Genomic DNA, 25,739 nt, shown 5'->3' on the forward strand with positions numbered 1-25,739 from the left:
GAGTGTATTAACTTTTAAGGAGCAATCTTGCAAGGAAAAATCATTAAGGCTCTGGCTGGTTTCTATTATGTGGAGTCGGACGGACAGGTTTATCAAACCAGAGCGCGGGGTAATTTTCGCAAAAAAGGGCAGACACCCTATGTCGGTGACGAAGTCGAATTTTCAGCTGAAAAAGACTCGGAAGGCTATATTTTAAAAATAGCAGAGCGAAAGAACAGTCTCGTGCGGCCGCCGATTGTCAACATTGACCAGGCAGTTGTAATCATGAGCGCGAAAGAGCCAGATTTCAATGCCAATCTGTTAGATCGTTTTCTGGTGCTTTTAGAGCATAAGAGGATTCATCCTATTATCTACATCAGCAAGTTAGACCTGCTTGAAGATGAGAAGAGCTTGGATGTCTATGTACAGGCCTATCAGGCCATCGGCTATGAGGTCATTAAGACGACTGAGGAGTTGCTGCCATTGCTGACAGGGAAAATCACTGTTTTCATGGGACAGACTGGGGTTGGAAAGTCCACTCTGCTCAATAAAATTGCCCCAGACTTGCAGCTTGAAACAGGAGAGATTTCTGAAAGTCTGGGCCGTGGCCGCCATACGACGCGGGCTGTCAGCTTTTACAATCTAAACGGTGGGAAGATAGCCGACACGCCAGGATTTTCGTCTTTGGATTACGAGGTGAGCACAGCTGAAGATCTCAATCAAGCTTTTCCAGAGATTGCTGAGTTTAGCCAGTCCTGTAAGTTTCGTACTTGCACTCATACCCACGAGCCAGCTTGTGCTGTCAAGCCAGCAGTTGAGGCCGGCCAGATAGCTTCATTCCGCTTTGATAATTATCTGCAATTTCTTAGCGAGATTGAAAATCGTCGGGAGACCTATAAAAAAGTTGCCAAGAAAAATTCTAAATAAGGAGAAGAACTATGACTTCATTCAAAATTGCCCCTTCAATCTTAAGTGCGGACTATGCTAATTTTGAATCAGAACTGAAAAAGTTAGAAGCAACAGGCGCTGAGTATGCCCATATTGATATTATGGATGGTCATTTTGTACCCAATATCAGCTTTGGGGCTGGGGTTGTTGCCAGTATGCGTCCTCACAGCAAGCTAGTCTTTGATTGCCATCTGATGGTTTCCAATCCTGAACATCATATTGAAGAATTCGCTCGTGCCGGTGCAGATATTATCAGCATCCATGCCGAAGCGACACCTCATATCCATGGAGCGCTGCAGAAGATTCGAGCAGCAGGGGTCAAGCCTAGTGTTGTGATTAATCCGGGAACACCAGTCGAAGCAGTCAAAAATGTTTTGAATTTGGTTGATCAAGTCCTTGTGATGACAGTTAATCCAGGCTTTGGCGGTCAGGCCTTTCTGCCAGAAACCATGGATAAGATCCGTGAGCTGGTCGTTCTGCGTGAAGTCAATCAGCTGAATTTTGATATTGAAGTGGATGGCGGTATTGACGATAAGACCATTGGGATTGCTAAAGAAGCTGGTGCCAATGTCTTCGTAGCAGGCAGCTATGTCTTCAAAGGTGATGTCAATCATCAAGTTCAGACCTTACGGGATGCCCTGCATGACTAAGGTTGCACTGTTTGCTGGCGGGAATTTGGAGCATTTTAGCTTAGATTTTGATGTTTTAGTCGGAGTAGACCGTGGAAGCCTCTTTCTGCTTGAGCAGGGAGTTTGTCCTGACTTGGCTGTCGGGGATTTTGACTCTGTGACCGAGGAAGAATTGCTGCGCATAAAAGATAGTGCCAAGGAAGTCGTTCAGGCCCATCCTGAAAAGGATGATACGGACCTGGAGTTAGCTGTTCTAGCTTGTTTTGAGCGCTATCCAGATGCTTGTTTGACTATTTTTGGAGCCTTTGGGGGCCGTCTGGATCATGCCTTGGCCAATGTCTTCCTGCCCAGTAATGAAAAAATTGCACCTTATATGGAGAAGATTTTTCTGGAAGACGAACAGAATCTGCTGACCTATGTTCCAAAGGGGCGCCATGAAATCAAATCAGTAGCCGGCATGCGCTATTTAGCCTTTCTGCCATCGGATGATGCTGCCTTAACGATTGAGGGAGCCAAATATCCACTCAACAAAGATAACTTTTTTTTCAAAAAAGTGTATGCTTCTAACGAATTTATAGATAAGCCCATTTATTTGGACTTTGATAGCGGCTATACAGTCGTCATTTACAGCAAAGACAGGAGCTGATATGGAGTTTATAATCATCCTCATTCTTTTAGGAAATCTAGTGCTGACCTTTCTTTTATGGCAAAAGCTTAGTCAGCAGACCGAGACACTAAAGCAAGTCTTGGAAAATCAGGCAGATCATCTATCGGATCAGTTGGACTATCGCTTGGAGCAGGAAAGTCAGAAAAAGCAAACGTCTCAGAAAGAGCTGGAATTAGCTCTGGGAGATCGTTTGAGCGAGGTCAGGACAGATTTGCACCGCAACTTGACAGAGCTGCGCTTGGAAATCAGTGACAACCTGACCAAGAATCGGGATAAAACTGACGAGCGTATGCGGCAAATCCAAGAGTCCAATGAAACCCGTCTAGAGCAGATGCGGCAGACTGTTGAAGAGAAACTGGAGAAAACACTTCAGACTCGTCTTCAGACTTCTTTTGAGACCGTTTCTAAGCAATTGGAGTCTGTCAATCGCGGTCTGGGAGAAATGCAGAGTGTTGCCCGAGATGTCGGCACGCTGAACAAGGTTCTTTCCAACACCAAGACACGAGGGATTCTAGGGGAGCTGCAGCTGGGGCAGATTATTGAGGACATCATGACGGCCAGTCAATATGAGCGAGAGTTTGTTACGGTGGCTGGATCCAGTGAGCGTGTCGAATATGCCATTAAACTGCCGGGACAGACAGAGCATGAATATGTCTATCTGCCCATTGATTCTAAGTTTCCTCTGGCTGATTACTACCGTTTGGAAGATGCTTATGAGTCTGGCAACAAGGAAGAGATTGAGCTCTACCGCAAGTCTCTCTTAGCAAGCGTTAAACGCTTTGCCAAGGATATTAAAAGTAAATATCTGGCACCGCCGGCCACGACCAACTTTGGTATCATGTTTCTGCCTACGGAAGGTCTCTATTCGGAAGTTGTCCGCAACCCAGCCTTTTTTGACAGTTTGCGGCGGGAGGAGCAGATTGTGGTGGCGGGACCGTCGACCTTATCTGCCTTGCTCAATTCACTGTCTGTCGGCTTTAAAACGCTCAATATCCAAAAAAGTGCGGACGACATAAGCAAGGTTCTGGGTTCTGTCAAATCCGAGTTTAACAAGTTCGGTGGAATTCTGATCAAGGCACAAAAACACTTGCAGCATGCTTCGGGTAACATTGATGAACTATTAACCCGGCGGACAGGAGCTATCGAAAGAACCTTACGCCATATTGAGCTGTCTGACCAAGACCTCGATTTGAACTTACTTGATTTTTCAGAAGAAAGGGAAAACAATGAAGATTAATCAAATGAAAAAAGATGAACTGTTTGAAGGTTTCTATCTGATCAAGTCAGCAGAAGTCCGTCAGACAAGGGCTGGGAAAAATTATCTGGCTTTTACGTTCCAAGACGATACAGGGGTAATCGAGGGCAAACTCTGGGATGCGCAGCCACATAATGTTGAAGAATTCACTGTTGGCAAGGTCGTGCACATGCAAGGTCGACGGGAAGTCTACAATAACACGCCCCAGGTAAATCAACTGACCCTGCGTCTTCCTAAGGCTGGAGAGCCCAATGATCCAGCGGATTTCAAGGAAAAACCGCCAGTAGACCAGAAAGAAATCCGAGATTATTTATCTCAGATGATTTTTAAGATTGAGAATTCGGTCTGGCAGCGCGTGGTCCGCTCGCTTTATAGCAAGTACGACAAGGAGTTTTATTCTTATCCAGCTGCCAAGACCAATCACCATGCTTTTGAGTCTGGCCTAGCCTTTCATACCGCTACTATGGTCAAGCTGGCAGATGCTATCGGAGACATTTATCCTCAGCTTAATAAAAGCTTGCTCTTTGCTGGGATCATGCTTCATGACTTGGCCAAGGTTATTGAGCTAAGCGGTCCGGAAAATACAGAGTACACTGTGCGAGGCAATCTGATTGGCCACATCGCTTTGATTGATGAAGAATTGACCAAGACCCTGATGGAGCTGAAAATTGATGACAGCAAAGAAGAAGTAATCGTCCTGCGGCATGTGCTTCTCAGCCACCATGGTCTCTTGGAATATGGCAGTCCTGTACGTCCTAAGATTATGGAGGCAGAAATTCTGCATATGATTGATAATCTGGATGCGGAGATGATGATGATGACTACTGCCTTAGGACTTGTAGATCCAGGTGAAATGAGCAATAAAATATTCGCTCTTGAAGGCCGTTCTTTCTACAAACCAAAACTTGAACAGTAAAATACGAAAAATGGACATTACTTGGAAAAGAATGTTCGTTTTTTTGTTTCTGTTATGGTATAATGAATAAAATAACTTTAATTGGTGAAAAAATGAAATTAAGAAGAAGTGAGCGTATGGTGGTTATCTCCAATTATTTGATTAACCATCCTTATGAATTAACGAGCTTAAATACATTTGCAGAAAAATACGAATCTGCCAAATCTTCTATTTCAGAAGATATTGTCATTATTAAGCGAGCCTTTGAAGAGATTGAAATTGGGACCATTGAAACGATTACTGGTGCCGGTGGAGGAGTCATTTTTAGCCCGTCCATCTCCGATACAGAAGCTAAGACCATTGTGCAAGGTCTTTGTGATCAGCTGTCTGAAAGCAATCGGATTCTTCCCGGGGGCTATATTTACCTATCGGATCTGCTCAGCACTCCATCCATTTTGAATAATATCGGACGGATCATTGCCAAAAGTTTTAAAGATCAACAAATTGATGCGGTCATGACGGTTGCGACTAAGGGTGTTCCTTTGGCCAATGCAGTAGCCAATGTTCTCAATGTACCTTTTGTCATCGTTCGTCGGGATTTAAAGATTACAGAAGGGTCAACGGTTAGTGTCAACTATGTATCGGGCTCCAGCGGAGATCGTATTGAAAAGATGTTCTTGTCCAAGCGCAGTCTCAAGGCCGGCAGCCGCGTCTTGATTGTGGATGACTTCCTCAAAGGTGGGGGGACTATTACAGGGATGATTAGCCTCTTATCTGAGTTCGACTCTGAGCTGGCAGGTGTTGCTGTCTTTGCAGACAATGCACAGGCCAATCGCGATTATCTGGACTATAAATCGCTCTTGAAAGTAACCAATATTGATGTCAAGGCGAATACCATTGATGTGGAAATTGGAAATATTTTTGATTAGGGAAAAGGGCGGAGATTATAGATGAAAACAGTTTTAGAAAAGTTTGACCACAGTCCGCTGTGGATTCGTTTAGGAGTATTGTCGATTTTATTTGGGATTCTGATTACTGGCATGGTTTTTGTGCAAGGACAGGCTAATTCCACCAGAAATTCAGTTAGTTCAGCTGCCAGTATCGCATCAAGCAGCTCTTCCCTACAGCTATCCTCTGCTCAAAAAGAAGCGCAGGAAAAAGAAATTCAGGAAGAGGAGCAAGCAGTCCAGGCCGCAGAAGAAGCAGTTAAACAGCTTGAAACCATGCAAACTTTGGAAGATTTGCAGCTAGCTAAGACTGCAGTAGAGAAGGTCAAGGATGCAGCGACGAAAGCTAGATTCCAAAGTCGTATTCAGGCGATAGCAGTCTTGATTGATCCGGAAGCAGCTCAGGCCGCTGTTTCTGAAAATCCAGCTGCTGTATCAGAAGAAGCAGTGGCTCAGCCGCAGCAATAAATTAGCAGCAATCTAATAAGCAGAGATAAGCTTAAAATAGAAAAAATGTATTGACAGAAAAGTATCGTCGTGCTATAATGATAGACGGTACTTTTTACTTTTGGTCTCTCAAAAGTGTACAGAGACGTGCTGACAAATGTTGCAAAAGTACACGCAGATGATAGCTGTCACCAAGTGTATCATCACCAAAATTAAAAAAATACAGGAGAATGTAGATGCCTACAATTAACCAATTGGTTCGCAAACCGCGTAAATCAAAAGTAGAAAAATCTAAATCACCAGCTTTGAACGTTGGTTACAACAGCCATAAAAAAGTTCAAACAAACGTATCTTCACCACAAAAACGTGGAGTTGCAACCCGTGTCGGAACTATGACACCTAAGAAACCGAACTCTGCCCTTCGTAAATTTGCCCGTGTACGTCTGAGCAACCTGATTGAAGTTACAGCTTACATCCCAGGGATCGGACACAACCTGCAAGAGCACAGCGTAGTGCTTCTTCGTGGTGGACGTGTAAAAGACCTTCCAGGGGTACGTTACCATATCGTCCGCGGTGCACTTGATACAGCAGGTGTTACTGATCGTAAACAAGGCCGTTCTAAATACGGTACTAAAAAACCAAAAGCATAAGGAATGGGGAGAAAGATAAATGAGTCGTAAAAACCAAGCGCCTAAGCGCGAAGTATTGCCAGATCCGCTTTACAATTCAAAATTAGTTACTCGTCTTATCAACCGCGTTATGCTTGATGGTAAGCGTGGTACAGCGGCTTCTATCGTTTACGGAGCTTTTGACCAAATCAAAGAAGCAACTGGAAACGATGCGCTGGAAGTATTTGAAACAGCTATGGAAAATATCATGCCTGTACTTGAAGTTCGTGCTCGCCGTGTCGGTGGTTCAAACTACCAAGTTCCGGTTGAAGTTCGTCCAGAACGCCGTACAACACTTGGACTTCGCTGGTTGGTAACTATTGCTCGTCAACGTGGTGAGCACACAATGGTTGACCGCCTTGCAAAAGAAATCTTGGATGCATCTAACAACACCGGTGCAGCTGTTAAGAAACGTGAAGACACTCACCGTATGGCTGAAGCCAACCGTGCCTTCGCACACTTCCGTTGGTAAGAATAAGATACTAAGGGCGTTAAAAAAGCGACTGAAAATTAGGAGGCTTGACGCAGAATCAAAGATTCTAGAAAAGCTTATCTATTTTCTGAGCTTTTTGCCCGAGTTCAATTCAACTTATCTACAAGTTGAAACCAACAAAACAAGATAAACATTGAGAACGGGTAGGTCCTGCCTATCCGTTTTTGCTAAATCATGTTATAATAAATTGTAAAATAAATTAATAGGAGAAATAACCAAATGGCTCGCGAATTTTCACTTGAAAAAACTCGTAATATCGGTATCATGGCCCACGTCGATGCTGGTAAAACAACAACAACTGAGCGTATTCTTTACTACACTGGTAAAATCCACAAAATCGGTGAAACTCACGAAGGTGCGTCACAAATGGACTGGATGGAGCAAGAGCAAGAGCGTGGTATCACTATCACATCTGCTGCGACAACAGCTCAATGGAACAACCACCGCGTAAACATCATCGACACACCAGGACACGTGGACTTCACAATCGAAGTACAACGTTCTCTTCGTGTCTTGGACGGTGCGGTAACCGTTCTTGACTCACAATCAGGTGTTGAGCCGCAAACTGAAACAGTTTGGCGCCAAGCAACTGAGTACGGAGTTCCTCGTATCGTATTTGCCAACAAGATGGACAAGATTGGTGCTGACTTCCTTTACTCAGTAAGCACTTTGCATGATCGTCTTCAAGCAAACGCTCATCCAATCCAATTGCCAATTGGTTCAGAAGATGACTTCCGCGGAATTATCGACTTGATCAAGATGAAGGCTGAAATCTATACTAACGACCTTGGTACAGATATTTTGGAAGAAGATATCCCAGCTGAATACCTTGAGCAAGCTCAAGAATACCGTGAAAAATTAGTGGAAGCAGTTGCTGAAACTGACGAAGAATTGATGATGAAATACCTTGAAGGTGAAGAAATCACTAACGAAGAGTTGAAAGCTGCTATCCGTAAAGCGACTATCAACGTTGAGTTCTTCCCAGTATTGTGTGGTTCTGCCTTCAAGAATAAGGGTGTTCAGTTGATGCTTGATGCAGTTATTGACTACTTGCCAAGCCCACTTGACATCCCAGCAATCAAAGGTATCAACCCAGATACAGAAGAAGAAGAAACTCGTCCTGCATCTGATGAAGAGCCATTTGCTGCTCTTGCCTTCAAGATCATGACTGACCCATTCGTAGGTCGTTTGACTTTCTTCCGTGTTTACTCAGGTGTCCTGAACAGCGGTTCATACGTATTGAACACTTCTAAAGGTAAACGTGAGCGTATCGGACGTATCCTGCAAATGCACGCTAACAGCCGTAACGAAATTGAAACTGTTTATGCGGGTGATATCGCTGCTGCCGTAGGTTTGAAAGATACAACTACTGGTGACTCATTGACAGATGAAAAAGCTAAAATCATCCTTGAGTCTATCAATGTTCCAGAACCAGTTATTCAATTGATGGTTGAGCCTAAGTCTAAGGCTGACCAAGACAAGATGGGTGTTGCTCTGCAAAAACTGGCTGAAGAAGACCCAACATTCCGTGTTGAAACAAATGTTGAAACTGGTGAAACAGTTATCTCTGGTATGGGTGAGCTTCACTTGGATGTCCTTGTTGACCGTATGCGTCGTGAGTTCAAGGTTGAAGCAAACGTAGGTGCACCTCAAGTATCTTACCGTGAAACTTTCCGCGCTTCTACTCAAGCTCGTGGATTCTTCAAACGCCAATCTGGTGGTAAAGGTCAATTCGGTGACGTTTGGATCGAATTTACACCAAACGAAGAAGGAAAAGGCTTCGAGTTTGAAAATGCTATCGTCGGTGGTGTGGTTCCACGTGAATTCATCCCAGCGGTAGAAAAAGGTTTGGTTGAGTCAATGGCGAATGGTGTCCTTGCTGGTTACCCAATCGTTGACGTGAAAGCTAAACTTTACGATGGTTCATACCACGATGTCGACTCATCTGAAACAGCCTTCAAGGTTGCGGCATCACTTGCATTGAAAGAAGCTGCTAAGACTGCCCAACCAGCTATCCTTGAGCCAATGATGTTGGTAACCATCACTGTTCCTGAAGAAAACCTTGGTGACGTTATGGGTCACGTAACAGCTCGTCGTGGACGTGTTGATGGTATGGAAGCTCATGGTAACAGCCAAATCGTTCGTGCCTATGTTCCACTTGCTGAAATGTTCGGTTATGCGACAGTTCTTCGTTCAGCATCACAAGGACGCGGTACCTTCATGATGGTATTTGACCACTACGAAGATGTACCTAAGTCAGTACAAGAAGAAATCATTAAGAAAAACAAGGGTGAAGCTTAAGCTTTGAGCAAACCTTGGCACTCGCATTTGCGGGTGCTTTTTCTATTTTTGGAGAACTGCCCCCTCAATAAAAAGGGGAAATGATTGATTTTGTAAGTTGTATCCCCGCATTTTCGAAAGTTACTGCTTTGCTTTTTCAAATCAATGAAAGTCGAAATGAAAGTTAGTGAAAGAATTCATAATACTTGTTAATAACAATGAAATCAGTTGCATTTTACCTCAATTAAGTATATAATAGAAATGTTGAAAGGTGATTTGTAGCAACTCAAGTTACTCTTTTCACATAAAAATTTTTTGATTTTCATAAGGAGGAAATCACGAATGGTAGTTAAAGTTGGTATTAACGGTTTCGGTCGTATCGGTCGTCTTGCTTTCCGTCGTATCCAAAACGTAGAAGGTGTTGAAGTTACTCGCATCAACGACCTTACAGATCCAGTAATGCTTGCACACCTGTTGAAATATGACACAACTCAAGGTCGTTTCGATGGTACTGTTGAAGTTAAAGAAGGTGGATTCGAAGTTAACGGTAAATTCGTTAAAGTTTCTGCTGAACGTGACCCAGAACAAATTGACTGGGCTACTGACGGTGTAGAAATCGTTCTTGAAGCGACTGGTTTCTTTGCTAAGAAAGATGCTGCTGAAAAACACCTTAAAGGTGGTGCTAAGAAGGTTGTTATCACTGCTCCTGGTGGAAATGATGTTAAAACAATTGTATTTAACACTAACCACGACATTCTTGATGGTACTGAAACAGTTATCTCAGGTGCTTCATGTACTACAAACTGCTTGGCTCCAATGGCTAAAGCGCTTCAAGACAACTTCGGTGTTGTTGAAGGATTGATGACTACTATCCACGCTTACACTGGTGACCAAATGATCCTTGACGGACCACACCGTGGTGGTGACCTTCGTCGTGCTCGCGCTGGTGCTGCAAACATCGTTCCTAACTCAACTGGTGCTGCTAAAGCTATCGGTTTGGTTATCCCAGAATTGAACGGTAAATTGGATGGTTCTGCACAACGTGTTCCAACTCCAACTGGATCAGTTACTGAATTGGTTGCTGTTCTTGAAAAGAACGTAACAGTTGATGAAGTAAACGCAGCTATGAAAGCAGCAGCTAACGAATCATACGGTTACACAGAAGATCCAATCGTATCTTCAGATATCGTAGGTATGGCTTACGGTTCATTGTTCGACGCAACTCAAACTAAAGTTCTTGATGTTGACGGCAAACAATTGGTTAAAGTTGTATCATGGTACGACAACGAAATGTCATACACTGCACAACTTGTACGTACTCTTGAATACTTCGCGAAAATCGCTAAATAATTCAATAGTAGAAGAAAGGGGCTCAATTGAGTCTCTTTTTCTGTGCACTGTTTTGCGAGAATTATCAGAGACAGGGCTATGGGAATGTACAGCTCTATCTCCTATTCTTTATTAGTCATATAGAAAGTCAGTTCTGATACATCTGTCCATTTTTCTAAATGCTTTAAGGGGCTGTTTTGCGGTAAGAGAAGCTAAGCATAGTTTTCTTAAAGAAAACTATACCAATTTTGCACTTGACAAACCAAAAAACAGTGTGTATACTAGCTTTGTTGGAGTTTTTGGACTCCAAGAAGACTATACCAATTTTTAATAAGAAGGGCTGGTTTCTAAGGCTAGAAATCAGAAGTAACGTTATGTGTGGAATTGTCGGAGTTGTCGGAAATCGCAACGCAACAGATATTTTGATGCAGGGCTTGGAAAAGCTGGAATACCGAGGTTATGACTCAGCTGGAATTTTTGTAACAACAGGGAAAACTTCTAGTCTGGTCAAGTCTGTCGGTCGTATCGCTGACCTACATGCTAAAATTGGCATTGATGTTGCTGGGACTACTGGTATCGGACATACTCGTTGGGCTACTCATGGAAAACCAAGTGAAAACAATGCCCATCCTCATACTTCACAGACTGGCCGTTTTGTCTTGGTTCACAACGGTGTGATTGAGAACTACCTTGATATTAAGAATACTTACCTAGCTGATCATGACTTCAAGGGGCAGACAGATACAGAGATTGCTGTGCACTTGATTGGCAAATTCGCTGAAGAAGAAGGCTTGTCTGTTTTAGAAGCCTTTAAAAAAGCTCTTCACATTATCCGTGGTTCTTATGCCTTTGCTTTGGTGGACTCAGAAGATGCAGATGTTATCTATGTTGCTAAAAATAAATCACCTCTTCTAGTTGGACTGGGTGATGGCTACAATATGGTCTGCTCAGATGCCATGGCCATGATTCGTGAGACGAATCAGTTTATGGAAATTCATGACCAAGAGCTGGTTATTGTTCGTAAAGACAGTGTGGAAGTGCAGGATTATGACGGGAATACTCTGGAGCGTGAAAGCTATACTGCTGAGTTAGATCTGTCCGATATCGGTAAGGGGACTTATCCATACTATATGCTCAAAGAAATCGACGAGCAGCCAACTGTGATGCGTAAGCTAATCAGAGCTTATACAGATGATAAGGGGCAAGTATCAGTAGATGCGGATATTGTCAAGGCTGTTCAGGAAGCTGACCGTCTCTATATCCTTGCGGCTGGAACTTCTTACCATGCTGGCTATGCTTCTAAGCGTATGCTGGAAGAGCTGACGGATACACCTGTTGAACTGGGCATTGCTTCTGAGTGGGGCTATGCCATGCCGCTCCTTAGCAAGAAGCCTCTCTTTATCTTTATCAGCCAATCTGGTGAAACAGCTGACAGCCGTCAGGTCTTAGTCAAGGCGAATCAGATGGGTATTCCAAGTTTGACCGTGACCAATGTTCCAGGTTCTACGCTTTCTCGGGAAGCCAATCATACCATGCTGCTGCATGCAGGTCCTGAGATTGCGGTTGCTTCTACTAAGGCCTATACAGCTCAAATCGCAACTTTGGCCTTCTTGGCTAAAGCTGTTGGCGATGCCAATGCTTCTGAAAAAGCGGCAGCCTTTGACTTGGTTCACGAGCTGTCCATAGTTGCGCAGTCTATTGAGTCCACTTTGTCAGAAAAGGAGTTGATTGACAATAAAGTCCGTGGCCTTCTGGAAACGACCCGCAATGCATTCTATATCGGCCGTGGTCAAGACTACTATGTGGCTATGGAAGCCAGCCTAAAACTCAAAGAAATTTCTTATATCCAGTGTGAAGGTTTCGCGGCTGGTGAGCTCAAACACGGTACGATCTCTCTGATTGAAGACGGGACACCAGTTTTGGCCTTGCTTTCTGATGAAGTCTTGGCTAGTCATACACGAGGCAATATTTCAGAAGTCGTAGCTCGGGGTGCCAAGGTGCTGACTATTGCTGAGGAGAATGTGGGTAAAGAAGGTGACGATATCGTACTCAATCAGGTTCACCCATACCTGTCACCAATCTCTATGGTGGTACCGACACAGCTCATTGCTTACTTTGCAACCTTGCACCGTGGTCTGGATGTAGACAAACCGCGTAATCTGGCTAAGTCTGTCACTGTAGAATAAGCGCAGCAGCCATTGCCTATAAAAATTACCTATCTCATCCATAGAAAATATATATGGTACTTATCTAAAAAGGGTACAAAAAATAAGGTTATTCAGCAGAGTCTGAAAAGCCTTGAGAAAGCTAGTTTAGTCTAGCTTTTTTATTTTGCTTTGATAAATATTTTTAATCAGGCTGATAGGGAAAATATATTTCCCAGGAGAAAGAGAGGATGGTAAGATATATTACAAATTCAAAGAAGGAGGAAGAGATGGTCAGCAAGAAAGAATTAGTGCTGAGAGCTTTTCGGGGTGAAGAAGTTGACCGAGTGCCTGTTGGTTTTTGGTTTCACTTTGTAAGCCAAGAGGAAAAGATGCTGGGCCTGGACAATCCAGTGATTTTCAATAAAAGTGTTGAGGGGCATGCTGCTTATGTTCGAGCTGCACGGCCAGACTTTGTCAAGATTATGAGCGATGGCTTCTTTAAGTATCCTAGTGCGCTTTATTCGGATCATATTGAGTCTATTCGAGACTTGACAGCTATCCAGTCTATCGGCGAGTATCATCCTTGGATTGAGCAGCAGATTGAGATGGTGAAGGCTGTAAAGGCAAGCTATCCAGAGGACCTCGCTTCCTTCTACAATATCTTTGCGCCGGTCTCCTATCTTAAGCGCTGGTTCCGCCGGGAAGGGTCACGAGGAGATAGAGAAATTGCAGATTTTCTGGCAGAGGATTCCGAGCTGACAGGACATGTTTTTGATGTCATTGCCACTGATATTGCTATTTTGACTAGGCGGATCATTGAGGAAGCGGGCATTGAGGGGATTTATCTCAGCACCCAGCAAGTTCAAGACGATCGGGTAGATGCGGCCAGTTATCGTCGTTATATTGAGCCTAGTACGATTAAGGTTCTGGAAGCGGCAAATGCGACTGGCGGTCAGAATATTCTCCACATCTGCGGCTTTGAAGGAGCCAGCAATGATTTGGAACTGTTCAAAGACTATCCGGCTCAAGTCTTTAACTGGGCAACCCATCATGAGGGGGTCAGCTTAGCGGAAGGGCGCAAGCTCTTTGGCGGTCAGGCTGTCCTGGGCGGCTTTGAAAATGGCAGAGCAGCTCTTCTAAATACGGGCAGTCGTGCAGAATTAGAGAATGAGACCAAGCGGCTGCTGGCTGAAACTGGCAGTCAGGGAGTGATTCTAGGGGCTGACTGCACTGTACCAGATGATTTTGAAATAGAAAGACTGGACTGGATTCGTCGGGCGGCTATTCAGTTCTGACGGAATTGCCAAAGTCCTAAAGAGCATTTTTCAACTCTTTCAAGGAGGAAGATAGATGAATCGGTATCAAAAAAGGCTTGCAGCTCTTGCTCTGATATTCTTGATAATAGGAACCTTTCTGAGCATCAGTCAGATTTATGCTCATCAGTCTTCAGACAAAAAAGAAGATGATTTGCAGGTGCTCAAGAAACTGCCAGAGCAGTCAACTGGCTTGATGCAGCCCAATGATATCGCTGCTCTGCTCTTGTCGGATTAGAATTTTACTTAAAATGATGAATTAGTCCAATGAAAAAGCTAAAAAACAACTCATTGGCTAGATAGGAACAATAAAAAAGGAGAGAAGATGACTTCAAAAAGAGAATTAGTACTGAAGGCTTTCAGAGGAGAGTACGTTGACCGAGTGCCAGTTGGTTTCTGGCATCATTTTACCAGCGAAGAGGAGTGGCTGTCTGGTTTTGGAAATCAGGCCATTATTGAGAAAAATCTGGCTGGTCATCAAGCTTTTCTGGCAGAAGTCGAGCCAGACTTTATCAAACTGATGAGTGATGGTTATTTTGCTTATCCTAATGAGCGCTTGAAAAAAGCCCAATCTATCAAGGATTTAGCAGATATTGAGCCGATAGGTGCTGACCACCCTTGGATTAGTGAGCAGGTGGAGCTGGTTCAGAAGATTAGGGCTAGCTTTACAGAGGACTTGGTCGCTATTTACAATATTTTTGCACCAGTGACCTACTTCAAATGGTTGGTCGGCAAGGTTGCCGGAGGGGATGATATCATTGCAGATTTCCTGGCAGAGGATGCTGTGCTCACGAAGCGGGTGCTGGATGTGATTGCTCAAGATATTGCAGCTCTGACGGAGCGGATTATCAAGGAAGCTGGTGCGGATGGAATCTACCTCAGCGTTCAGAGCATTCAGGATGCACGGGTGTCGCCTGAAGACTATAAGGCTTTTATTGCTCCTAGTGAATTGGCGGTGCTGGAAGCAGCCAATGCAGCTGGCGGAGTGAATATCCTGCACATTTGCGGTTACGAAGGCGCGCGAAACGATGTTCATCTTTTTACTGACTATCCAGCTCAGGTCATCAACTGGGCAGTGGGGCCAGAAGGCATCAGCCTAGCGGAGGGCCGGAAATTATTTGGCGGTCGGACTGTCCTCGGTGGCTTTGAAAATGGCAAGGACGGCCTGCTCTACACGGGCAGTCAAGCAGCTATTCAAGACGAGACCAAGCGGCTGATAGCAGAGGCTGGCAAGGAAGCTTTGATTATCGGGGCTGACTGTACTATTCCAAGCGATATTGAGACAGAGCGGATTCAGTGGGTTCGCCAAGCAGCAAGCTTAGCATAAGAAGGAGACGAAAGAATGAGCAAGAAAAAATGGATTATTGGTGGAGCAGCAGTGATTGCTATTGTAGCGGCGACTTATTTAGGGCGGACCTTGACAGGTGCTTCATCTAGCAAGACGAGCAGTTCTGCATCAGGCAGTGGCAAGGTGATAACTTTGAAAGTGGCACATACACAGAACTATGTTCCTTATGACTTTGTGGATGAAAAGGGAGAATCAGATGGCTATGAGGTTGCTGTTCTCAAGGCCATTGATGAAAAGCTGCCAGACTATCAGTTTGAATATACTGGTACCAGTGATGAAGATCTCTTAGTCGGTCTGGAATCTGGAAAATATGACATCGGAACCAAGGGAGCCTGGTACACCGAAGAGCGGGCGAAGAAGTTCATCATTCCAAAAAGCCCAATCGGTGCTAGCATTATCGGTTTCACTATACGCAAGGAAGACGCTGAAAAATACAAGACCATTGATGATTTTGCCAAGGAAAATGGCAAGCTGGTACCAATCTCTCCGCAGAATGCTCAATGGGCTGTTATCGAAGAGTATAACCAAAAGCATAGCGGTGCTCCTATTGATTTGACTGCAGCAGAGTCCTTCAAGGTAGCTGATGCTTATGCTTGGGTTCTGGAAGGGCGCTACGATGCTTTCTTTGACATCAAGCTGTCTTTTGAAAAAGCTGTGACAGACAAGGAAGGATCTTACCATCAGTATGCGGATCAATTGACTTGGTTCCCTTACAAGGGGATTCCGACCTACCCCCTGCTTCATAAAAACGAAAAAAATGAAGAATTTGCCAAGGCATATGAGAAGGCAATTAAGGAACTGGAAAAAGACGGAACCTTGGCTAAACTATCTGAAAAGTATTTCGGAGAAGATGTCTTCTCTTATGTGGACAAGGACTAGTGGTTGCTGTCTGCCGATAATCAAAGGCTGACTGAGAAGTTGGCTGAATATAGAGTTGGCGGCTTCTAGGCTGACCTTGATGCTGTTTGAAGGGATTTTCAAAGAGGATAACTAGGCGAGAGCATGGCTGCTCCAAGCTGAAAGTGTCCGTCCAAGAGAAGCTTATTCTATCTAATCATTGTCGAAGGAGAAGAAAATTATGGTCTCGTATGACTTGTCCCGTGTCTTTGGCCTGCTACCTAGTCTGCTGCAGGCTCTGCCGACCACTTTATGGATTATGTTTGTGACAGCTTTGATTGGCTCCTTGCTGGGTGGTCTGTTGACCTGGGCTCAGATTGCCGAGGAGCAGTCTTTTGCTGGTCTGGCTAGAGGATATATATTTATCCTTAGATGTACACCGCCTATCGTCTTGCTTTTCTTGGTTTTTTATGGCATTCCAGAGTTTTTAGAATGGTGGCTGGGGCTGGATATCAATAATTGGTCGCGGACTGTTTTTGTCATCATCACCATGATTCTGCTCTTTGCGGCTATGATTGCGGAAGTCTTCAAGGCAGCCTATCTTGCTGTTCCCAAGGGACAGACCGAGGCAGCTCTCAGTATTGGCTTGACACCGGTGCAGACTTTTCTGCGCATCGTCCTGCCACAGGCTTTTCGCATCGCCCTGCCCAATCTTACTACTGCCCTTCTTAATCTCATGCGGGATGCTGCGCTGGCTTATACGATTGGGGCAGTGGATGTCATGGGAGCAGGGCAAAATCTTATCAGTCGTAATCTGGGCAATTATTCCCTCGAAACCTATACAGCGGTGGCCTTGATTTACTGGGGAATTGCCCTAGTGGTTTCGCTGGCTTCCCAGCTTCTGGAAAAGAGTCTGACAGTCAAGGAGAGGTAAAGAATGGATTTGAATTATATTGTAAATACCTTTCTGGTTACTTTGAAAGGCATACCAGTAACCCTGATTATTATGGTGGTTGCTATTCTGCTCAGCTTTATTCCAGCTCTGCTTCTAGCTCTGGGGCAGATTTATAAAGTTCGAGGTGTGCGGACCTTTTCGGTGGTTTATCTGGCCTTTATTCGGGCGACGCCGCCCATTTTGCTCATTCTCTTTTTCTATAGTCTTTTTCCTAGCTTACTGAATCAAATTTTCAAAAGTCTGGGCAGTCAGGTAGACGTCTTTAAGTTCAATCCGCTTTACTATGCTTTCATCATTTATAGCCTGATGACGACAGGCAGTTTATCGGAAATTCTGCGCTCTGCCATTTTGACGGTGGATAAAGGACAGTTAGAAGCGGCGCAGGCTATTGGTTTAACGAATTTTCAAGCCTATCGGAGAATTGTTTTTCCTCAGGCTCTGCGCTCTGCCCTGCCCAATCTGGCCAATCTGGTTATCAATCTAGTCAAGGGAACCTCGCTGGTATTTGTCATGACGGTCAAGGATATCACAGCCCTGGCTAAGATAGAAGCCTCCCATTCTTACCAGTATTCAGAGTCTTATCTGGTGATTTTTGTTATTTATCTCATTATTTGTGGCTTGATTCAGTGGATGTTTAGGGGCTTGGAAAAGCGCTACGCTCTTGCTTAGGAAGGAAAGATTATGTTAGAAGTAAAACATATCTCCAAACGATTTGGAGAGCACCAGGTGCTGGCAGATGTCAGTCTCAAGGTCAATCAAGGTGACGTTGTAGTTATTCTGGGACCGTCAGGCTCTGGGAAAACAACATTTCTGCGCTGTCTGAATCACTTAGAAAAAGCGGATGGCGGCCAGCTGACTCTGTCTGGTAAAGACTATGATTTGGCTAAGCTCAGCAAAAAGGAGATTTTAGAAATCCGTAGAAAGACGGCCTTTGTCTTCCAGCATTATAATCTCTTTGCCAATAAAACAGCCCTTGAAAATATCTTAGAAGGCTTAGTGATCGCTCGTAAGATACCGAGGGAAGAAGCGCTTGAGATTGCGGAAGAGTCCTTGAAGCGCGTGGGTCTCTTGGCCTACAAAGACTACTATCCTTCCCAGCTATCAGGCGGCCAGCAGCAGCGGATTGGGATTGCCCGCGCCATTGCTGTCAAGCCAGACGTTATCCTGCTGGATGAACCAACTTCGGCGCTAGATCCGGAACTGGTCGGCGAAGTTCTTAGTGTCATGAAGCAGCTGGCTCAGGAGGGAGTGACCATGGTCGTTGTGACCCACGAGATGAGCTTTGCCCGCGATGTGGCCAACCATGTCATCTTTATGGACGGAGGCCACATAATTGAAGAAAATCCTCCTCAGGAATTCTTCTCTAGTCCGAAGGAAGAACGGACCAAACAGTTTCTGTCCCGTATTCTGTCGGATGCCAGCTATAGTGTAGAGTATATGATTTAAAATCTGGACTATGTCCAGATTTTTATTATAAAAAAGCGTCTTTATAGGAATGAAAAGAGCCTAAACCAAAATTTTGATTACATTTGTAAATTTATTTTAAAAAATTATGTAAAATCTATTGACAAATAAATTCTGTCATGATAAAATTACAACTGTAAACAAAAAAGTTTACGTAAATTTAATCAGAAGATGTGAATATAGCCGGAAGGCGATTATTTTTGGGAGGATTAAAAATTATGTAAGATCATCTTCTTCCGAAAGAGATCAAATCACTCATAAAAATAGAGACTGAATCAGTCTTGATTTTTGAAAAGAGAATAAGTTATGTAAAATAATAGATAGGAGAAGATCTCCCAAATGAAAATTTATAGTAGATAAGGAAGAGATTTCTTATCTCAAACTTTAGTAAAAATAAAAATTATGTAAAGCAAAATATGAAAAAAGCGAGGTAATGCTATGAACAACAACTACAACAATTTTAATAATATGGACGACCTTTTCAACCAACTTATGGGGCGCATGGGTGGCTACAACAGCGAACACCGGCGCTACTTGATTAATGGTAGAGAGGTCACACCGGAAGAGTTTGCTCAGTACCGGGCTACTGGTAAGCTCCCTGGTCAAGGAGTAGGTGAGCAGACTGGCCAGACTGCTGCTCAAGGACCTAAGCAGGATGGTATCCTGGCTAAACTGGGTCGCAATCTGACTCAGGAAGCGCGTGATGGAAAGTTAGATCCAGTCATTGGGCGCAATAAGGAAATCCAAGAAACAGCTGAAATCCTTTCTCGCCGAACCAAGAACAATCCTGTATTGGTCGGAGACGCCGGAGTTGGTAAGACAGCTGTCGTAGAAGGATTGGCTCAGGCTATCGTCAACGGTGATGTGCCAGCGGCTATCAAGAATAAGGAAATTATTTCTGTTGATATTTCCGGTCTGGAAGCTGGAACCCAATATCGTGGTAGCTTTGAAGAAAATATCCAAAACTTGGTCAATGAAGTCAAGGAAGCCGGCAACATTATCCTCTTCTTTGATGAAATCCATCAAATCCTAGGAGCAGGATCTATCGGTGGAGATAGTGGCTCTAAGGGCATGGCGGATATTCTCAAACCAGCGCTTTCTCGTGGTGAGTTAACCGTCATCGGAGCTACTACTCAGGATGAGTACCGCAATACTATCCTTAAAAATGCAGCTTTAGCTCGTCGTTTCAATGAAGTCAAGGTTAATGCACCGTCTGCCGAAGATACCTATCAGATCCTTCAAGGTATTCGTGACCTGTATGAAAAGCACCACAATGTCATCCTGCCAGATGAAGTGCTGAAAGCGGCTGTGGACTACTCTGTCCAGTATATTCCACAACGGAGCCTGCCAGACAAGGCGATTGACCTGGTCGACGTGACTGCTGCCCACTTGGCAGCCCAGCATCCAGTGACTGATGTTCATGCGGTTGAAAATGAGATTGCTGAACAGAAAGACAAACAGGAAGCGGCTGTTGAGAAAGAAGATTATGAAGCAGCTCTGAATGCTAAGACTCGCATTGAAGAGCTAGAAAAGAAAATTCAAAATCACACTGAGGATATGAAGGTGACAGCTACGGTCAACGACGTAGCAGAGTCTGTTGAACGGATGACGGGTGTACCAGTATCTCAGATGGGTGCCAGCGACATTGAGCGCCTCAAGGGCATGAGTGACCGTCTCAAAGCTAAAGTGATTGGCCAAGATAAGGCTGTAGAAGCCGTGGCTAGAGCTATACGCCGTAACCGTGCAGGATTTGATGAAGGCAACCGTCCAATCGGAAGTTTCCTCTTTGTTGGACCAACTGGTGTTGGTAAGACTGAGCTTGCTAAGCAACTGGCTCTGGATATGTTCGGTACCAAGGAAGCCATCATCCGTCTGGATATGTCAGAATACTCCGACCGGACTGCTGTTTCCAAGCTGATTGGTACGACTGCAGGCTATGTCGGCTATGATGATAACAACAACACCTTGACCGAGCGTGTGCGTCGCAATCCTTACTCTATCATTCTCTTGGATGAGATTGAAAAGGCTGATCCACAAGTGATTACCCTTCTCCTTCAAGTTCTGGATGACGGTCGTTTGACAGATGGTCAAGGGAATACAGTCAACTTCAAGAATACGGTTATTATTGCGACTTCCAATGCTGGATTTGGATATGAAGCAGGCTTGGAAGAGGATGCTGAAAAACCTGATCTGATGGATCGACTCAAAGCTTACTTCCGTCCAGAATTCCTCAATCGTTTCAACGCGGTTATTGAGTTCTCTCATCTCAAGAAAGAAGATTTGATGGAGATTGTTAATCTCATGCTGATCGAAGTAAATCAAACCTTGAGCAAGAAAGAAATTGATCTGGCTGTATCTGATGCAGCTAAGGAATTCCTGCGCGACGCTGGTTATGACCAAGTCATGGGTGTTCGTCCGCTGCGCCGTGTCATTGAGCAGCAAATTCGTGACAAGGTGACTGACTTCCACTTAGACAATCTAGATGCTAAGCACTTGACAGCCGATTTGGAAGATGGTGTCTTAGTTATTCGTGAAAAGGGTGCTGACGCATCTGAAGAAGACAAGCAAGCAGAATAAAGCTTACTGAGTCAACTAACTTTTCAAAGATCTCCTTCTTAGATGAAGGTAGGTCTTTTTTGTTAAGTAGGAATTACAAATATCTCCCCTTTCTGGAAATAAATTACCATTTACCCCAAAATCTCAACTAAATTCTCCTTGATATCACTTAAAAGAAATGTTTCTATTAGGTATATAAAAAGAAAAACATTGAAACCTGATGCTGAAGAAAAGCCAGACTTGCTTAGAAGGTATCGGTAAAATGAAACAAAATTTTGATATTGCCGAAGCAGTCGATGACTCGAATCAACCTAGCTTCTCTCAAATAAGAGAGATGAATAATTTTTGACGAAAGGAGACTGCTATGAAACAGTCCATAACTACAATTAAACGCAATGTCATTATCTTCGCTATTCTCAGCACCCTATGTGGCTGGATTGGTTATGTTGTTGATAAAATAACCGGCCAAGCTCATTACGAAAATATCGGAACAGAGATAGGAAGCGGCTCTTTAGGGATGCTGATTTGGCTGGTAACTCCGTTAATCTGTACCATCTTTCTCCGTAGCTTTGGCGGAGATGGCTGGAAAGAAGCAGGGTTTTCCATTAATTTTAAAGATAATAAAAAATTATACCTGATTAGTTTTTTAGTTTACCCACTTGTTACGATAATAGTGATATTCTTGGGACTGATGACGCAAGGCATCAGAGTGACAGATGTGAAGGTTGAGTTCACGGTCTATCTTGGAATCTTGTTAACACAGATAGGGACTCAATTTATAAAAAATATTTTTGAAGAATCTGTTTAGAGGGCATATCTTACCAATTAATTAATTAAATTGAAATTATCCGACTTAAAACTATATCTACTTGTTGGCTTTATCTGGTGGATTTGGCATCTGCCTTACATTATGAAGTTTCTGTTTGAGAGAGAAATCCAAAATACCTTGCCGGTTGGAAGGTTTACATTCTTCCTTATCGGGATGATAACTGTTGCATGCTGGACGGTCATGTACACAGAGATTTTTAGAATTACTAAGTCAGTATGGCCGCTAGTAATTATGCATACTATGGAAGATGCGGTTATAAATCCTTTACGATTACTAGGATTTATCTCGGTAGAAAAAAATCAAGCTTTTCTCTTCTCGCTTCCAGTGGGGATGATTCCGACTATTCTTTATTTAAAAGTTGGTCTAGCTATACGGAAATGGAGAAAAAAACAGGAGTATGGAAAGTCGAGCTAACAAAGTAACAGAAAGCAGATTCCTGATAATGTTGCCGGCTCTCGCTTGAATCATCTGGCTGTCAAAGATTTGGAAGGCGATCTGGAGGATGAGTTTCTGATCATTAGGAAGCGGAAATCAGAGACTTTAAAAGCCTCAGCATAAGCAGGCTTAGCAATTAACAAGATTGGAATTATTTATCAGTCTTGTTTCTTTTTGGTTAAAAAGCAGGCGGAGACTTGAACTTATAATATAAATGTCATAAAATAAAAGCAAAAACAGAGGAGCAAGCAATGTCAGATATTAAAAGTGATAATGGGCTGGCAGCTAGCCATGCTAATAGCTTTTCAGCCGCTTCCAGTCAGATAGGTGCAGCATCTCAGCCTGACAAGGATGCTATCAGTCGTTTGGAGGGAAATAGCCGGGCAAGTGAGGAAATTGATCATTCCAGTACGGCGTCAGCTGATATCGCCGGTAAGATTACAAGCTTCAGTCAGCTCCTGCAAAGCGTAGCAGAGGAATTTCAGGCGACTGACCAAGGAATGGCTGCGGATATTGAGGGATAAGGAGGAAGTAGTATGAAGAATTCCCAAACTCTAGCTGCTGAACGCCTGCAGGCATTTGAAAAACTGGATAAGGCTGAGGAGCAAAAGCGTCGTCTAGACCGCTTTGAAGAGGATATTGATTATCTCTATGACCGGGGACTTTCGGCCTTGAGAGAGCTGAATTACCTGCCCTTAACGGCCAAGGACAGTCAGGATTTTTATGATATTATGGGTCTGGTTGAGCACAGTCACCGATTGCTGGATTTGGATATCCAGGATGGTCAGGATCGGCTGGATAAGGAAAGAAAAAAGCTAGACCGTCAGATTGAGATCATCCAGGGTCAGTATAGACAAGCTCTGGAAGCAGAAGACAAGGAGGCTGGATATGGGCGCTAAGATGGAACTCCCCGTTTCCAACCAGCAGGCAGGGTCAATGGCCACTGCCAGCCAGGTGAGGATCGCGGCTTATGAATCTGCCATGCAGGCCATGGAAAATTTTGCAGGGGAAAGCGGGCTGACCGGAACAGCATATGACAGTGCTAAAACCTACTGTCAGGGGATGTTCCTTCCCCTCTTTAAGGCAGCGATTCTCTTTGAAGAAGAGCTGGTCAAAGCTGGCAGCGATCTGCCCAGCCGTTATGTCAGTGAGGTGGCAGAAGAGAGTTTGGATCAGGATGTCCTGGAGAGTCAGATTGCTTCTTATGATCAGACCATTGACAGCCAAAATCAGGCTCTGACCGAGGCCAATAAACAGAAGGATGTGGCTGCTTCTACCAAAAGCAGCATCCAGAATGCCATTACAGCAGCTCAGGACAAACGTCATGAATTGCAGGACAAGCTGAATAAACTGCTGGCCTTTTATTCATCGTCGGCCACTATTTTCGACAATCTGCCGGGGCTGGCTGCTGCTTTGGACCAAGCTCTGAGCCTGATGACAGAAGGCTTTGCAAACTTTAACGGCAGCTTTGTCCTGCCTAGTCCGGACAGGATGACCTGGACCCAGACTGTTGAAACAGCTTGGGAGAGCAAAAAAGCAGTTGAAGCTGCCTTTCAAAAGGTCATGGATAAGCTAGACAGCGGTGAAGAGCTGACTCCGGAGGATATCCAGGCTGTCCAGGCCTATCTAGAGCGCTATCCCAGCCGGAACATTCCGCAGGCCCTCCGCAGCCATCTGGAAGAAGCGGTCCAGCAGGCTGATCCCATCCTCAAGGTACGACTGGACCAGGCCAAGGCAGATCAGGCTTCTGGTAGTCTCTCGCAGGCTGCTTTCAATGGGCTGTGGGCTGGGGCTATGCTGGGCTTTATGAAGCAAGCAGGCAATCAAACTGGTGCCCAAACAGTAGCTATGCCTGCTGCCAAACAGGCTGCTGGTAGTAGCGGTGGTTCATCGGGCTTTTGGGACTTTCTTTTTGGTCATACCAATACCCTGGAACACTCCAAAAAGACTGACTGGAGTACAGGCTGGTTATATAGTACCTATGCCAAATACTCGACAACTGTGGAAGAAGATGATCCTGGTATTTTCAAGTACAAGACAAATAATGGTATTTTTAATGGAGTAGCTGTAGATTTGGGTGTGGCTTCTGTTGATATAGATGCCAGTGACTGGAAGCTTAATGCCAGTCCTCAAATCAGTGTCGGTGGCTATCATATTGGTGTCAATGGCAGTGTTGGCTTAAATACAGACACAGGTTGGCTCCCTATGCCGGAGATTAATCTTTCTCTACATGCTGGAACAGAGCAGCACGATACTGGGGCCGGTCTTAAAGTATCTACTGATATCTGGAATGGTATGGTTGGAGTCTATGGCGTCGACTCGAATATCAGTAAAGACTCGAATGGAAATAAAACGGTGAATTCGGTTGAAACGGGGGCGCAAACCGTGAATGGTCTGGAAGTTGCAGCTGTAGTAGTTGCAGTGACAGTAGCTCCTGTAGTCGCCCTCCCAGCGCTTGCTCTGGCTTAAGGAGAAAGGAGACTTTGATGAAGCAACAATTACCTATCGGAAGTGTAGTCATGGTTAAGGGCAGTTCTCAACCCCTGATGATTGTCAGCCAGTTTCCTGTGACGACCCTTGACGGACAGACCGGCTACTTTGACTTTGGAGCAGTAATCCTGCCCTCCGGTCTGACGGGAAAAGAATTAATCTTTTTTAATAAAGAAGATATTGAGCGGCTGGTCTTTGTTGGTTATGTAGATGTGACTTTTCAGGATTTGCTCCAGCGTTATGACGAGCTGATAGCTGATATCCCCTATCCCAGGCTGACCGTCCCGGAAAGAGCAGGAGCGGCAGATGAAGCGTAAGACAATTATTTTCTCAGGCCTAGTCCTCCTTGCTTTAGCTTTTGGAGCTCTCTTCCTCTTTGCCAGCCTGAATGAGGCCAGTCTGGACGGAGTGTATTACCGCCAGATTGAGGATGGGGCAGACGGCTTCAGTGGCTTGGACAAGGAAACGATTCTGAATATCAGAGACCAGCAAGTCACCTTCTATAAAGAGGGTCTGGAAGAGAAGGGCAGCATTGACCGCAAGGCCGGCAGTATCCGGCTAGGGTCTAAACTTTACAGCTATGTCCACAATGGGGATTTGCTCATGCTCAAGCTCAAGGAGGATCCGATCAATTCCAAGGAGGGCCTTTATCTGGTCAGAAAAGACAGCCCCTCAGCCAAGAGGCTAGAGCAGAAGTCTAAATCTCAGTCACCTTAATGCACAGCTACATCCGTCTCGTTCTAGCGAGGCGGATTTTGTCATTTGAACAGGCTCCTGCAGCAGAGAAAGAGCTGATAAGCCTTATACAAGTCTTCTATCAAAACCTTT

27 protein-coding genes are annotated in these 25,739 nt (G+C 44.4%); all 27 read left to right on the forward strand.

Annotated features, from left to right (window positions below; translation table 11 throughout):
- The first annotated feature begins 27 nt into the window (after window positions 1–27).
- A complete protein-coding gene (rsgA, locus tag HMPREF1150_RS03780) occupies window positions 28–906 on the forward strand; it encodes a ribosome small subunit-dependent GTPase A (protein WP_009660102.1) in 879 nt (292 codons plus the stop codon).
- Window positions 907–917: 11 nt separating this feature from the next.
- Window positions 918–1,577 carry a ribulose-phosphate 3-epimerase gene (gene rpe / locus HMPREF1150_RS03775; RefSeq protein ID WP_002893879.1) on the forward strand — a complete coding sequence of 220 codons (660 nt, stop codon included), beginning with the start codon at window positions 918–920 and terminating at the stop codon, window positions 1,575–1,577.
- Entirely contained in the window at window positions 1,570–2,202 is a 633-nt protein-coding gene (locus tag HMPREF1150_RS03770; protein WP_009660095.1) for a thiamine diphosphokinase, read from the forward strand. The genes rpe and HMPREF1150_RS03770 overlap by 8 nt, the downstream gene beginning before the upstream one ends.
- 1 nt (window position 2,203) lies before the next feature.
- The gene (gene rmuC, locus HMPREF1150_RS03765) at window positions 2,204–3,460 is read left to right on the forward strand and encodes a DNA recombination protein RmuC (protein ID WP_009660111.1); all 1,257 of its coding nucleotides are present in this window, start codon (window positions 2,204–2,206) and stop codon (window positions 3,458–3,460) included.
- Window positions 3,450–4,394, forward strand: coding sequence for a 3'-5' exoribonuclease YhaM family protein (locus tag HMPREF1150_RS03760; RefSeq protein WP_009660082.1), 945 nt, complete (start codon window positions 3,450–3,452; stop codon window positions 4,392–4,394). Before rmuC ends, HMPREF1150_RS03760 begins: the two co-directional genes overlap by 11 nt.
- 92 nt (window positions 4,395–4,486) lie before the next feature.
- Window positions 4,487–5,302 carry a pur operon repressor gene (gene purR, locus HMPREF1150_RS03755; protein ID WP_032905583.1) on the forward strand — a complete coding sequence of 272 codons (816 nt, stop codon included), beginning with the start codon at window positions 4,487–4,489 and terminating at the stop codon, window positions 5,300–5,302.
- Window positions 5,303–5,323: 21 nt separating this feature from the next.
- Window positions 5,324–5,788, forward strand: coding sequence for a hypothetical protein (locus HMPREF1150_RS03750; RefSeq protein WP_009660035.1), 465 nt, complete (start codon window positions 5,324–5,326; stop codon window positions 5,786–5,788).
- 215 nt (window positions 5,789–6,003) lie between these two features.
- Window positions 6,004–6,417, forward strand: a complete 414-nt coding sequence (rpsL, locus tag HMPREF1150_RS03745; protein ID WP_002893867.1) for a 30S ribosomal protein S12 — start codon at window positions 6,004–6,006, stop codon at window positions 6,415–6,417.
- A 19-nt stretch (window positions 6,418–6,436) separates the two neighbouring features.
- Complete coding sequence (rpsG, locus tag HMPREF1150_RS03740; protein WP_002893865.1) at window positions 6,437–6,907, forward strand: 30S ribosomal protein S7; 471 nt, start codon at window positions 6,437–6,439, stop codon at window positions 6,905–6,907.
- A 240-nt stretch (window positions 6,908–7,147) separates the two neighbouring features.
- Window positions 7,148–9,229, forward strand: coding sequence for an elongation factor G (gene fusA / locus HMPREF1150_RS03735; protein WP_004185285.1), 2,082 nt, complete (start codon window positions 7,148–7,150; stop codon window positions 9,227–9,229).
- 321 nt (window positions 9,230–9,550) lie between these two features.
- Window positions 9,551–10,558, forward strand: coding sequence for a type I glyceraldehyde-3-phosphate dehydrogenase (gene gap / locus HMPREF1150_RS03730; protein WP_002899102.1), 1,008 nt, complete (start codon window positions 9,551–9,553; stop codon window positions 10,556–10,558).
- 353 nt (window positions 10,559–10,911) lie between these two features.
- Window positions 10,912–12,723 (forward strand): glutamine--fructose-6-phosphate transaminase (isomerizing), encoded by a 1,812-nt coding sequence (glmS, locus tag HMPREF1150_RS03725; protein ID WP_009660061.1) that lies wholly within the window; start codon window positions 10,912–10,914, stop codon window positions 12,721–12,723.
- 209 nt (window positions 12,724–12,932) lie between these two features.
- Window positions 12,933–13,979, forward strand: coding sequence for a uroporphyrinogen decarboxylase family protein (locus HMPREF1150_RS03720; protein ID WP_009660119.1), 1,047 nt, complete (start codon window positions 12,933–12,935; stop codon window positions 13,977–13,979).
- A 55-nt stretch (window positions 13,980–14,034) separates the two neighbouring features.
- Window positions 14,035–14,235 carry a hypothetical protein gene (locus tag HMPREF1150_RS03715; RefSeq protein ID WP_002928014.1) on the forward strand — a complete coding sequence of 67 codons (201 nt, stop codon included), beginning with the start codon at window positions 14,035–14,037 and terminating at the stop codon, window positions 14,233–14,235.
- Window positions 14,236–14,322: 87 nt separating this feature from the next.
- Window positions 14,323–15,324, forward strand: coding sequence for a uroporphyrinogen decarboxylase family protein (locus tag HMPREF1150_RS03710; RefSeq protein ID WP_009660073.1), 1,002 nt, complete (start codon window positions 14,323–14,325; stop codon window positions 15,322–15,324).
- 15 nt (window positions 15,325–15,339) lie between these two features.
- Window positions 15,340–16,224 carry a transporter substrate-binding domain-containing protein gene (locus HMPREF1150_RS03705; protein WP_009660107.1) on the forward strand — a complete coding sequence of 295 codons (885 nt, stop codon included), beginning with the start codon at window positions 15,340–15,342 and terminating at the stop codon, window positions 16,222–16,224.
- Window positions 16,225–16,423: 199 nt separating this feature from the next.
- Entirely contained in the window at window positions 16,424–17,116 is a 693-nt protein-coding gene (locus tag HMPREF1150_RS03700; RefSeq protein WP_009660029.1) for an amino acid ABC transporter permease, read from the forward strand.
- Between the two features lie 3 nt (window positions 17,117–17,119).
- Complete coding sequence (locus HMPREF1150_RS03695) at window positions 17,120–17,806, forward strand: amino acid ABC transporter permease (RefSeq protein WP_002908663.1); 687 nt, start codon at window positions 17,120–17,122, stop codon at window positions 17,804–17,806.
- Between the two features lie 12 nt (window positions 17,807–17,818).
- A complete protein-coding gene (locus tag HMPREF1150_RS03690; protein WP_002911634.1) occupies window positions 17,819–18,583 on the forward strand; it encodes an amino acid ABC transporter ATP-binding protein in 765 nt (254 codons plus the stop codon).
- 456 nt (window positions 18,584–19,039) lie between these two features.
- Window positions 19,040–21,178, forward strand: coding sequence for an ATP-dependent Clp protease ATP-binding subunit (locus HMPREF1150_RS03685; RefSeq protein ID WP_002911636.1), 2,139 nt, complete (start codon window positions 19,040–19,042; stop codon window positions 21,176–21,178).
- 343 nt (window positions 21,179–21,521) lie between these two features.
- A complete protein-coding gene (locus HMPREF1150_RS12155; protein WP_009660067.1) occupies window positions 21,522–21,965 on the forward strand; it encodes a hypothetical protein in 444 nt (147 codons plus the stop codon).
- Window positions 21,966–22,067: 102 nt separating this feature from the next.
- The gene (locus HMPREF1150_RS12290; protein ID WP_002926131.1) at window positions 22,068–22,400 is read left to right on the forward strand and encodes a hypothetical protein; all 333 of its coding nucleotides are present in this window, start codon (window positions 22,068–22,070) and stop codon (window positions 22,398–22,400) included.
- 272 nt (window positions 22,401–22,672) lie between these two features.
- Window positions 22,673–22,945 carry a TIGR04197 family type VII secretion effector gene (locus HMPREF1150_RS03680; RefSeq protein WP_009660100.1) on the forward strand — a complete coding sequence of 91 codons (273 nt, stop codon included), beginning with the start codon at window positions 22,673–22,675 and terminating at the stop codon, window positions 22,943–22,945.
- Between the two features lie 12 nt (window positions 22,946–22,957).
- On the forward strand, window positions 22,958–23,320 hold the full coding sequence (locus HMPREF1150_RS03675; protein ID WP_002902213.1) for a hypothetical protein: 363 nt from the start codon (window positions 22,958–22,960) through the stop codon (window positions 23,318–23,320).
- Window positions 23,310–24,890, forward strand: coding sequence for a hypothetical protein (locus HMPREF1150_RS03670; RefSeq protein ID WP_002902214.1), 1,581 nt, complete (start codon window positions 23,310–23,312; stop codon window positions 24,888–24,890). The genes HMPREF1150_RS03675 and HMPREF1150_RS03670 overlap by 11 nt, the downstream gene beginning before the upstream one ends.
- A gap of 17 nt (window positions 24,891–24,907) precedes the next feature.
- Entirely contained in the window at window positions 24,908–25,228 is a 321-nt protein-coding gene (locus HMPREF1150_RS03665) for a DUF4176 domain-containing protein (protein ID WP_002902215.1), read from the forward strand.
- Window positions 25,218–25,628, forward strand: a complete 411-nt coding sequence (locus tag HMPREF1150_RS03660) for a hypothetical protein (RefSeq protein ID WP_009660045.1) — start codon at window positions 25,218–25,220, stop codon at window positions 25,626–25,628. Before HMPREF1150_RS03665 ends, HMPREF1150_RS03660 begins: the two co-directional genes overlap by 11 nt.
- Window positions 25,629–25,739: the final 111 nt, after the last annotated feature.

Source organism: Streptococcus sp. AS14 (assembly GCF_000286495.1).
Classification (GTDB): Bacteria; Bacillota; Bacilli; order Lactobacillales; family Streptococcaceae; genus Streptococcus; species Streptococcus sanguinis_P.

What these genes read in the sequence shown, in the direction of transcription:
- rpe (WP_002893879.1), top strand. Translation starts at nt 918, where the DNA reads ATGACTTCATTCAAAATTGCCCCTTCAATCTTAAGTGCGGACTATGCT.
- HMPREF1150_RS03770 (WP_009660095.1), top strand. Translation starts at nt 1,570, where the DNA reads ATGACTAAGGTTGCACTGTTTGCTGGCGGGAATTTGGAGCATTTTAGC.
- rmuC (WP_009660111.1), top strand. Translation starts at nt 2,204, where the DNA reads ATGGAGTTTATAATCATCCTCATTCTTTTAGGAAATCTAGTGCTGACC.
- HMPREF1150_RS03760 (WP_009660082.1), top strand. Translation starts at nt 3,450, where the DNA reads ATGAAGATTAATCAAATGAAAAAAGATGAACTGTTTGAAGGTTTCTAT.
- purR (WP_032905583.1), top strand. Translation starts at nt 4,487, where the DNA reads ATGAAATTAAGAAGAAGTGAGCGTATGGTGGTTATCTCCAATTATTTG.
- HMPREF1150_RS03750 (WP_009660035.1), top strand. Translation starts at nt 5,324, where the DNA reads ATGAAAACAGTTTTAGAAAAGTTTGACCACAGTCCGCTGTGGATTCGT.
- rpsL (WP_002893867.1), top strand. Translation starts at nt 6,004, where the DNA reads ATGCCTACAATTAACCAATTGGTTCGCAAACCGCGTAAATCAAAAGTA.
- rpsG (WP_002893865.1), top strand. Translation starts at nt 6,437, where the DNA reads ATGAGTCGTAAAAACCAAGCGCCTAAGCGCGAAGTATTGCCAGATCCG.
- fusA (WP_004185285.1), top strand. Translation starts at nt 7,148, where the DNA reads ATGGCTCGCGAATTTTCACTTGAAAAAACTCGTAATATCGGTATCATG.
- gap (WP_002899102.1), top strand. Translation starts at nt 9,551, where the DNA reads ATGGTAGTTAAAGTTGGTATTAACGGTTTCGGTCGTATCGGTCGTCTT.
- glmS (WP_009660061.1), top strand. Translation starts at nt 10,912, where the DNA reads ATGTGTGGAATTGTCGGAGTTGTCGGAAATCGCAACGCAACAGATATT.
- HMPREF1150_RS03720 (WP_009660119.1), top strand. Translation starts at nt 12,933, where the DNA reads ATGGTAAGATATATTACAAATTCAAAGAAGGAGGAAGAGATGGTCAGC.
- HMPREF1150_RS03715 (WP_002928014.1), top strand. Translation starts at nt 14,035, where the DNA reads ATGAATCGGTATCAAAAAAGGCTTGCAGCTCTTGCTCTGATATTCTTG.
- HMPREF1150_RS03710 (WP_009660073.1), top strand. Translation starts at nt 14,323, where the DNA reads ATGACTTCAAAAAGAGAATTAGTACTGAAGGCTTTCAGAGGAGAGTAC.
- HMPREF1150_RS03705 (WP_009660107.1), top strand. Translation starts at nt 15,340, where the DNA reads ATGAGCAAGAAAAAATGGATTATTGGTGGAGCAGCAGTGATTGCTATT.
- HMPREF1150_RS03700 (WP_009660029.1), top strand. Translation starts at nt 16,424, where the DNA reads ATGGTCTCGTATGACTTGTCCCGTGTCTTTGGCCTGCTACCTAGTCTG.
- HMPREF1150_RS03695 (WP_002908663.1), top strand. Translation starts at nt 17,120, where the DNA reads ATGGATTTGAATTATATTGTAAATACCTTTCTGGTTACTTTGAAAGGC.
- HMPREF1150_RS03690 (WP_002911634.1), top strand. Translation starts at nt 17,819, where the DNA reads ATGTTAGAAGTAAAACATATCTCCAAACGATTTGGAGAGCACCAGGTG.
- HMPREF1150_RS03685 (WP_002911636.1), top strand. Translation starts at nt 19,040, where the DNA reads ATGAACAACAACTACAACAATTTTAATAATATGGACGACCTTTTCAAC.
- HMPREF1150_RS12155 (WP_009660067.1), top strand. Translation starts at nt 21,522, where the DNA reads ATGAAACAGTCCATAACTACAATTAAACGCAATGTCATTATCTTCGCT.
- HMPREF1150_RS12290 (WP_002926131.1), top strand. Translation starts at nt 22,068, where the DNA reads ATGAAGTTTCTGTTTGAGAGAGAAATCCAAAATACCTTGCCGGTTGGA.
- HMPREF1150_RS03680 (WP_009660100.1), top strand. Translation starts at nt 22,673, where the DNA reads ATGTCAGATATTAAAAGTGATAATGGGCTGGCAGCTAGCCATGCTAAT.
- HMPREF1150_RS03675 (WP_002902213.1), top strand. Translation starts at nt 22,958, where the DNA reads ATGAAGAATTCCCAAACTCTAGCTGCTGAACGCCTGCAGGCATTTGAA.
- HMPREF1150_RS03670 (WP_002902214.1), top strand. Translation starts at nt 23,310, where the DNA reads ATGGGCGCTAAGATGGAACTCCCCGTTTCCAACCAGCAGGCAGGGTCA.
- HMPREF1150_RS03665 (WP_002902215.1), top strand. Translation starts at nt 24,908, where the DNA reads ATGAAGCAACAATTACCTATCGGAAGTGTAGTCATGGTTAAGGGCAGT.
- HMPREF1150_RS03660 (WP_009660045.1), top strand. Translation starts at nt 25,218, where the DNA reads ATGAAGCGTAAGACAATTATTTTCTCAGGCCTAGTCCTCCTTGCTTTA.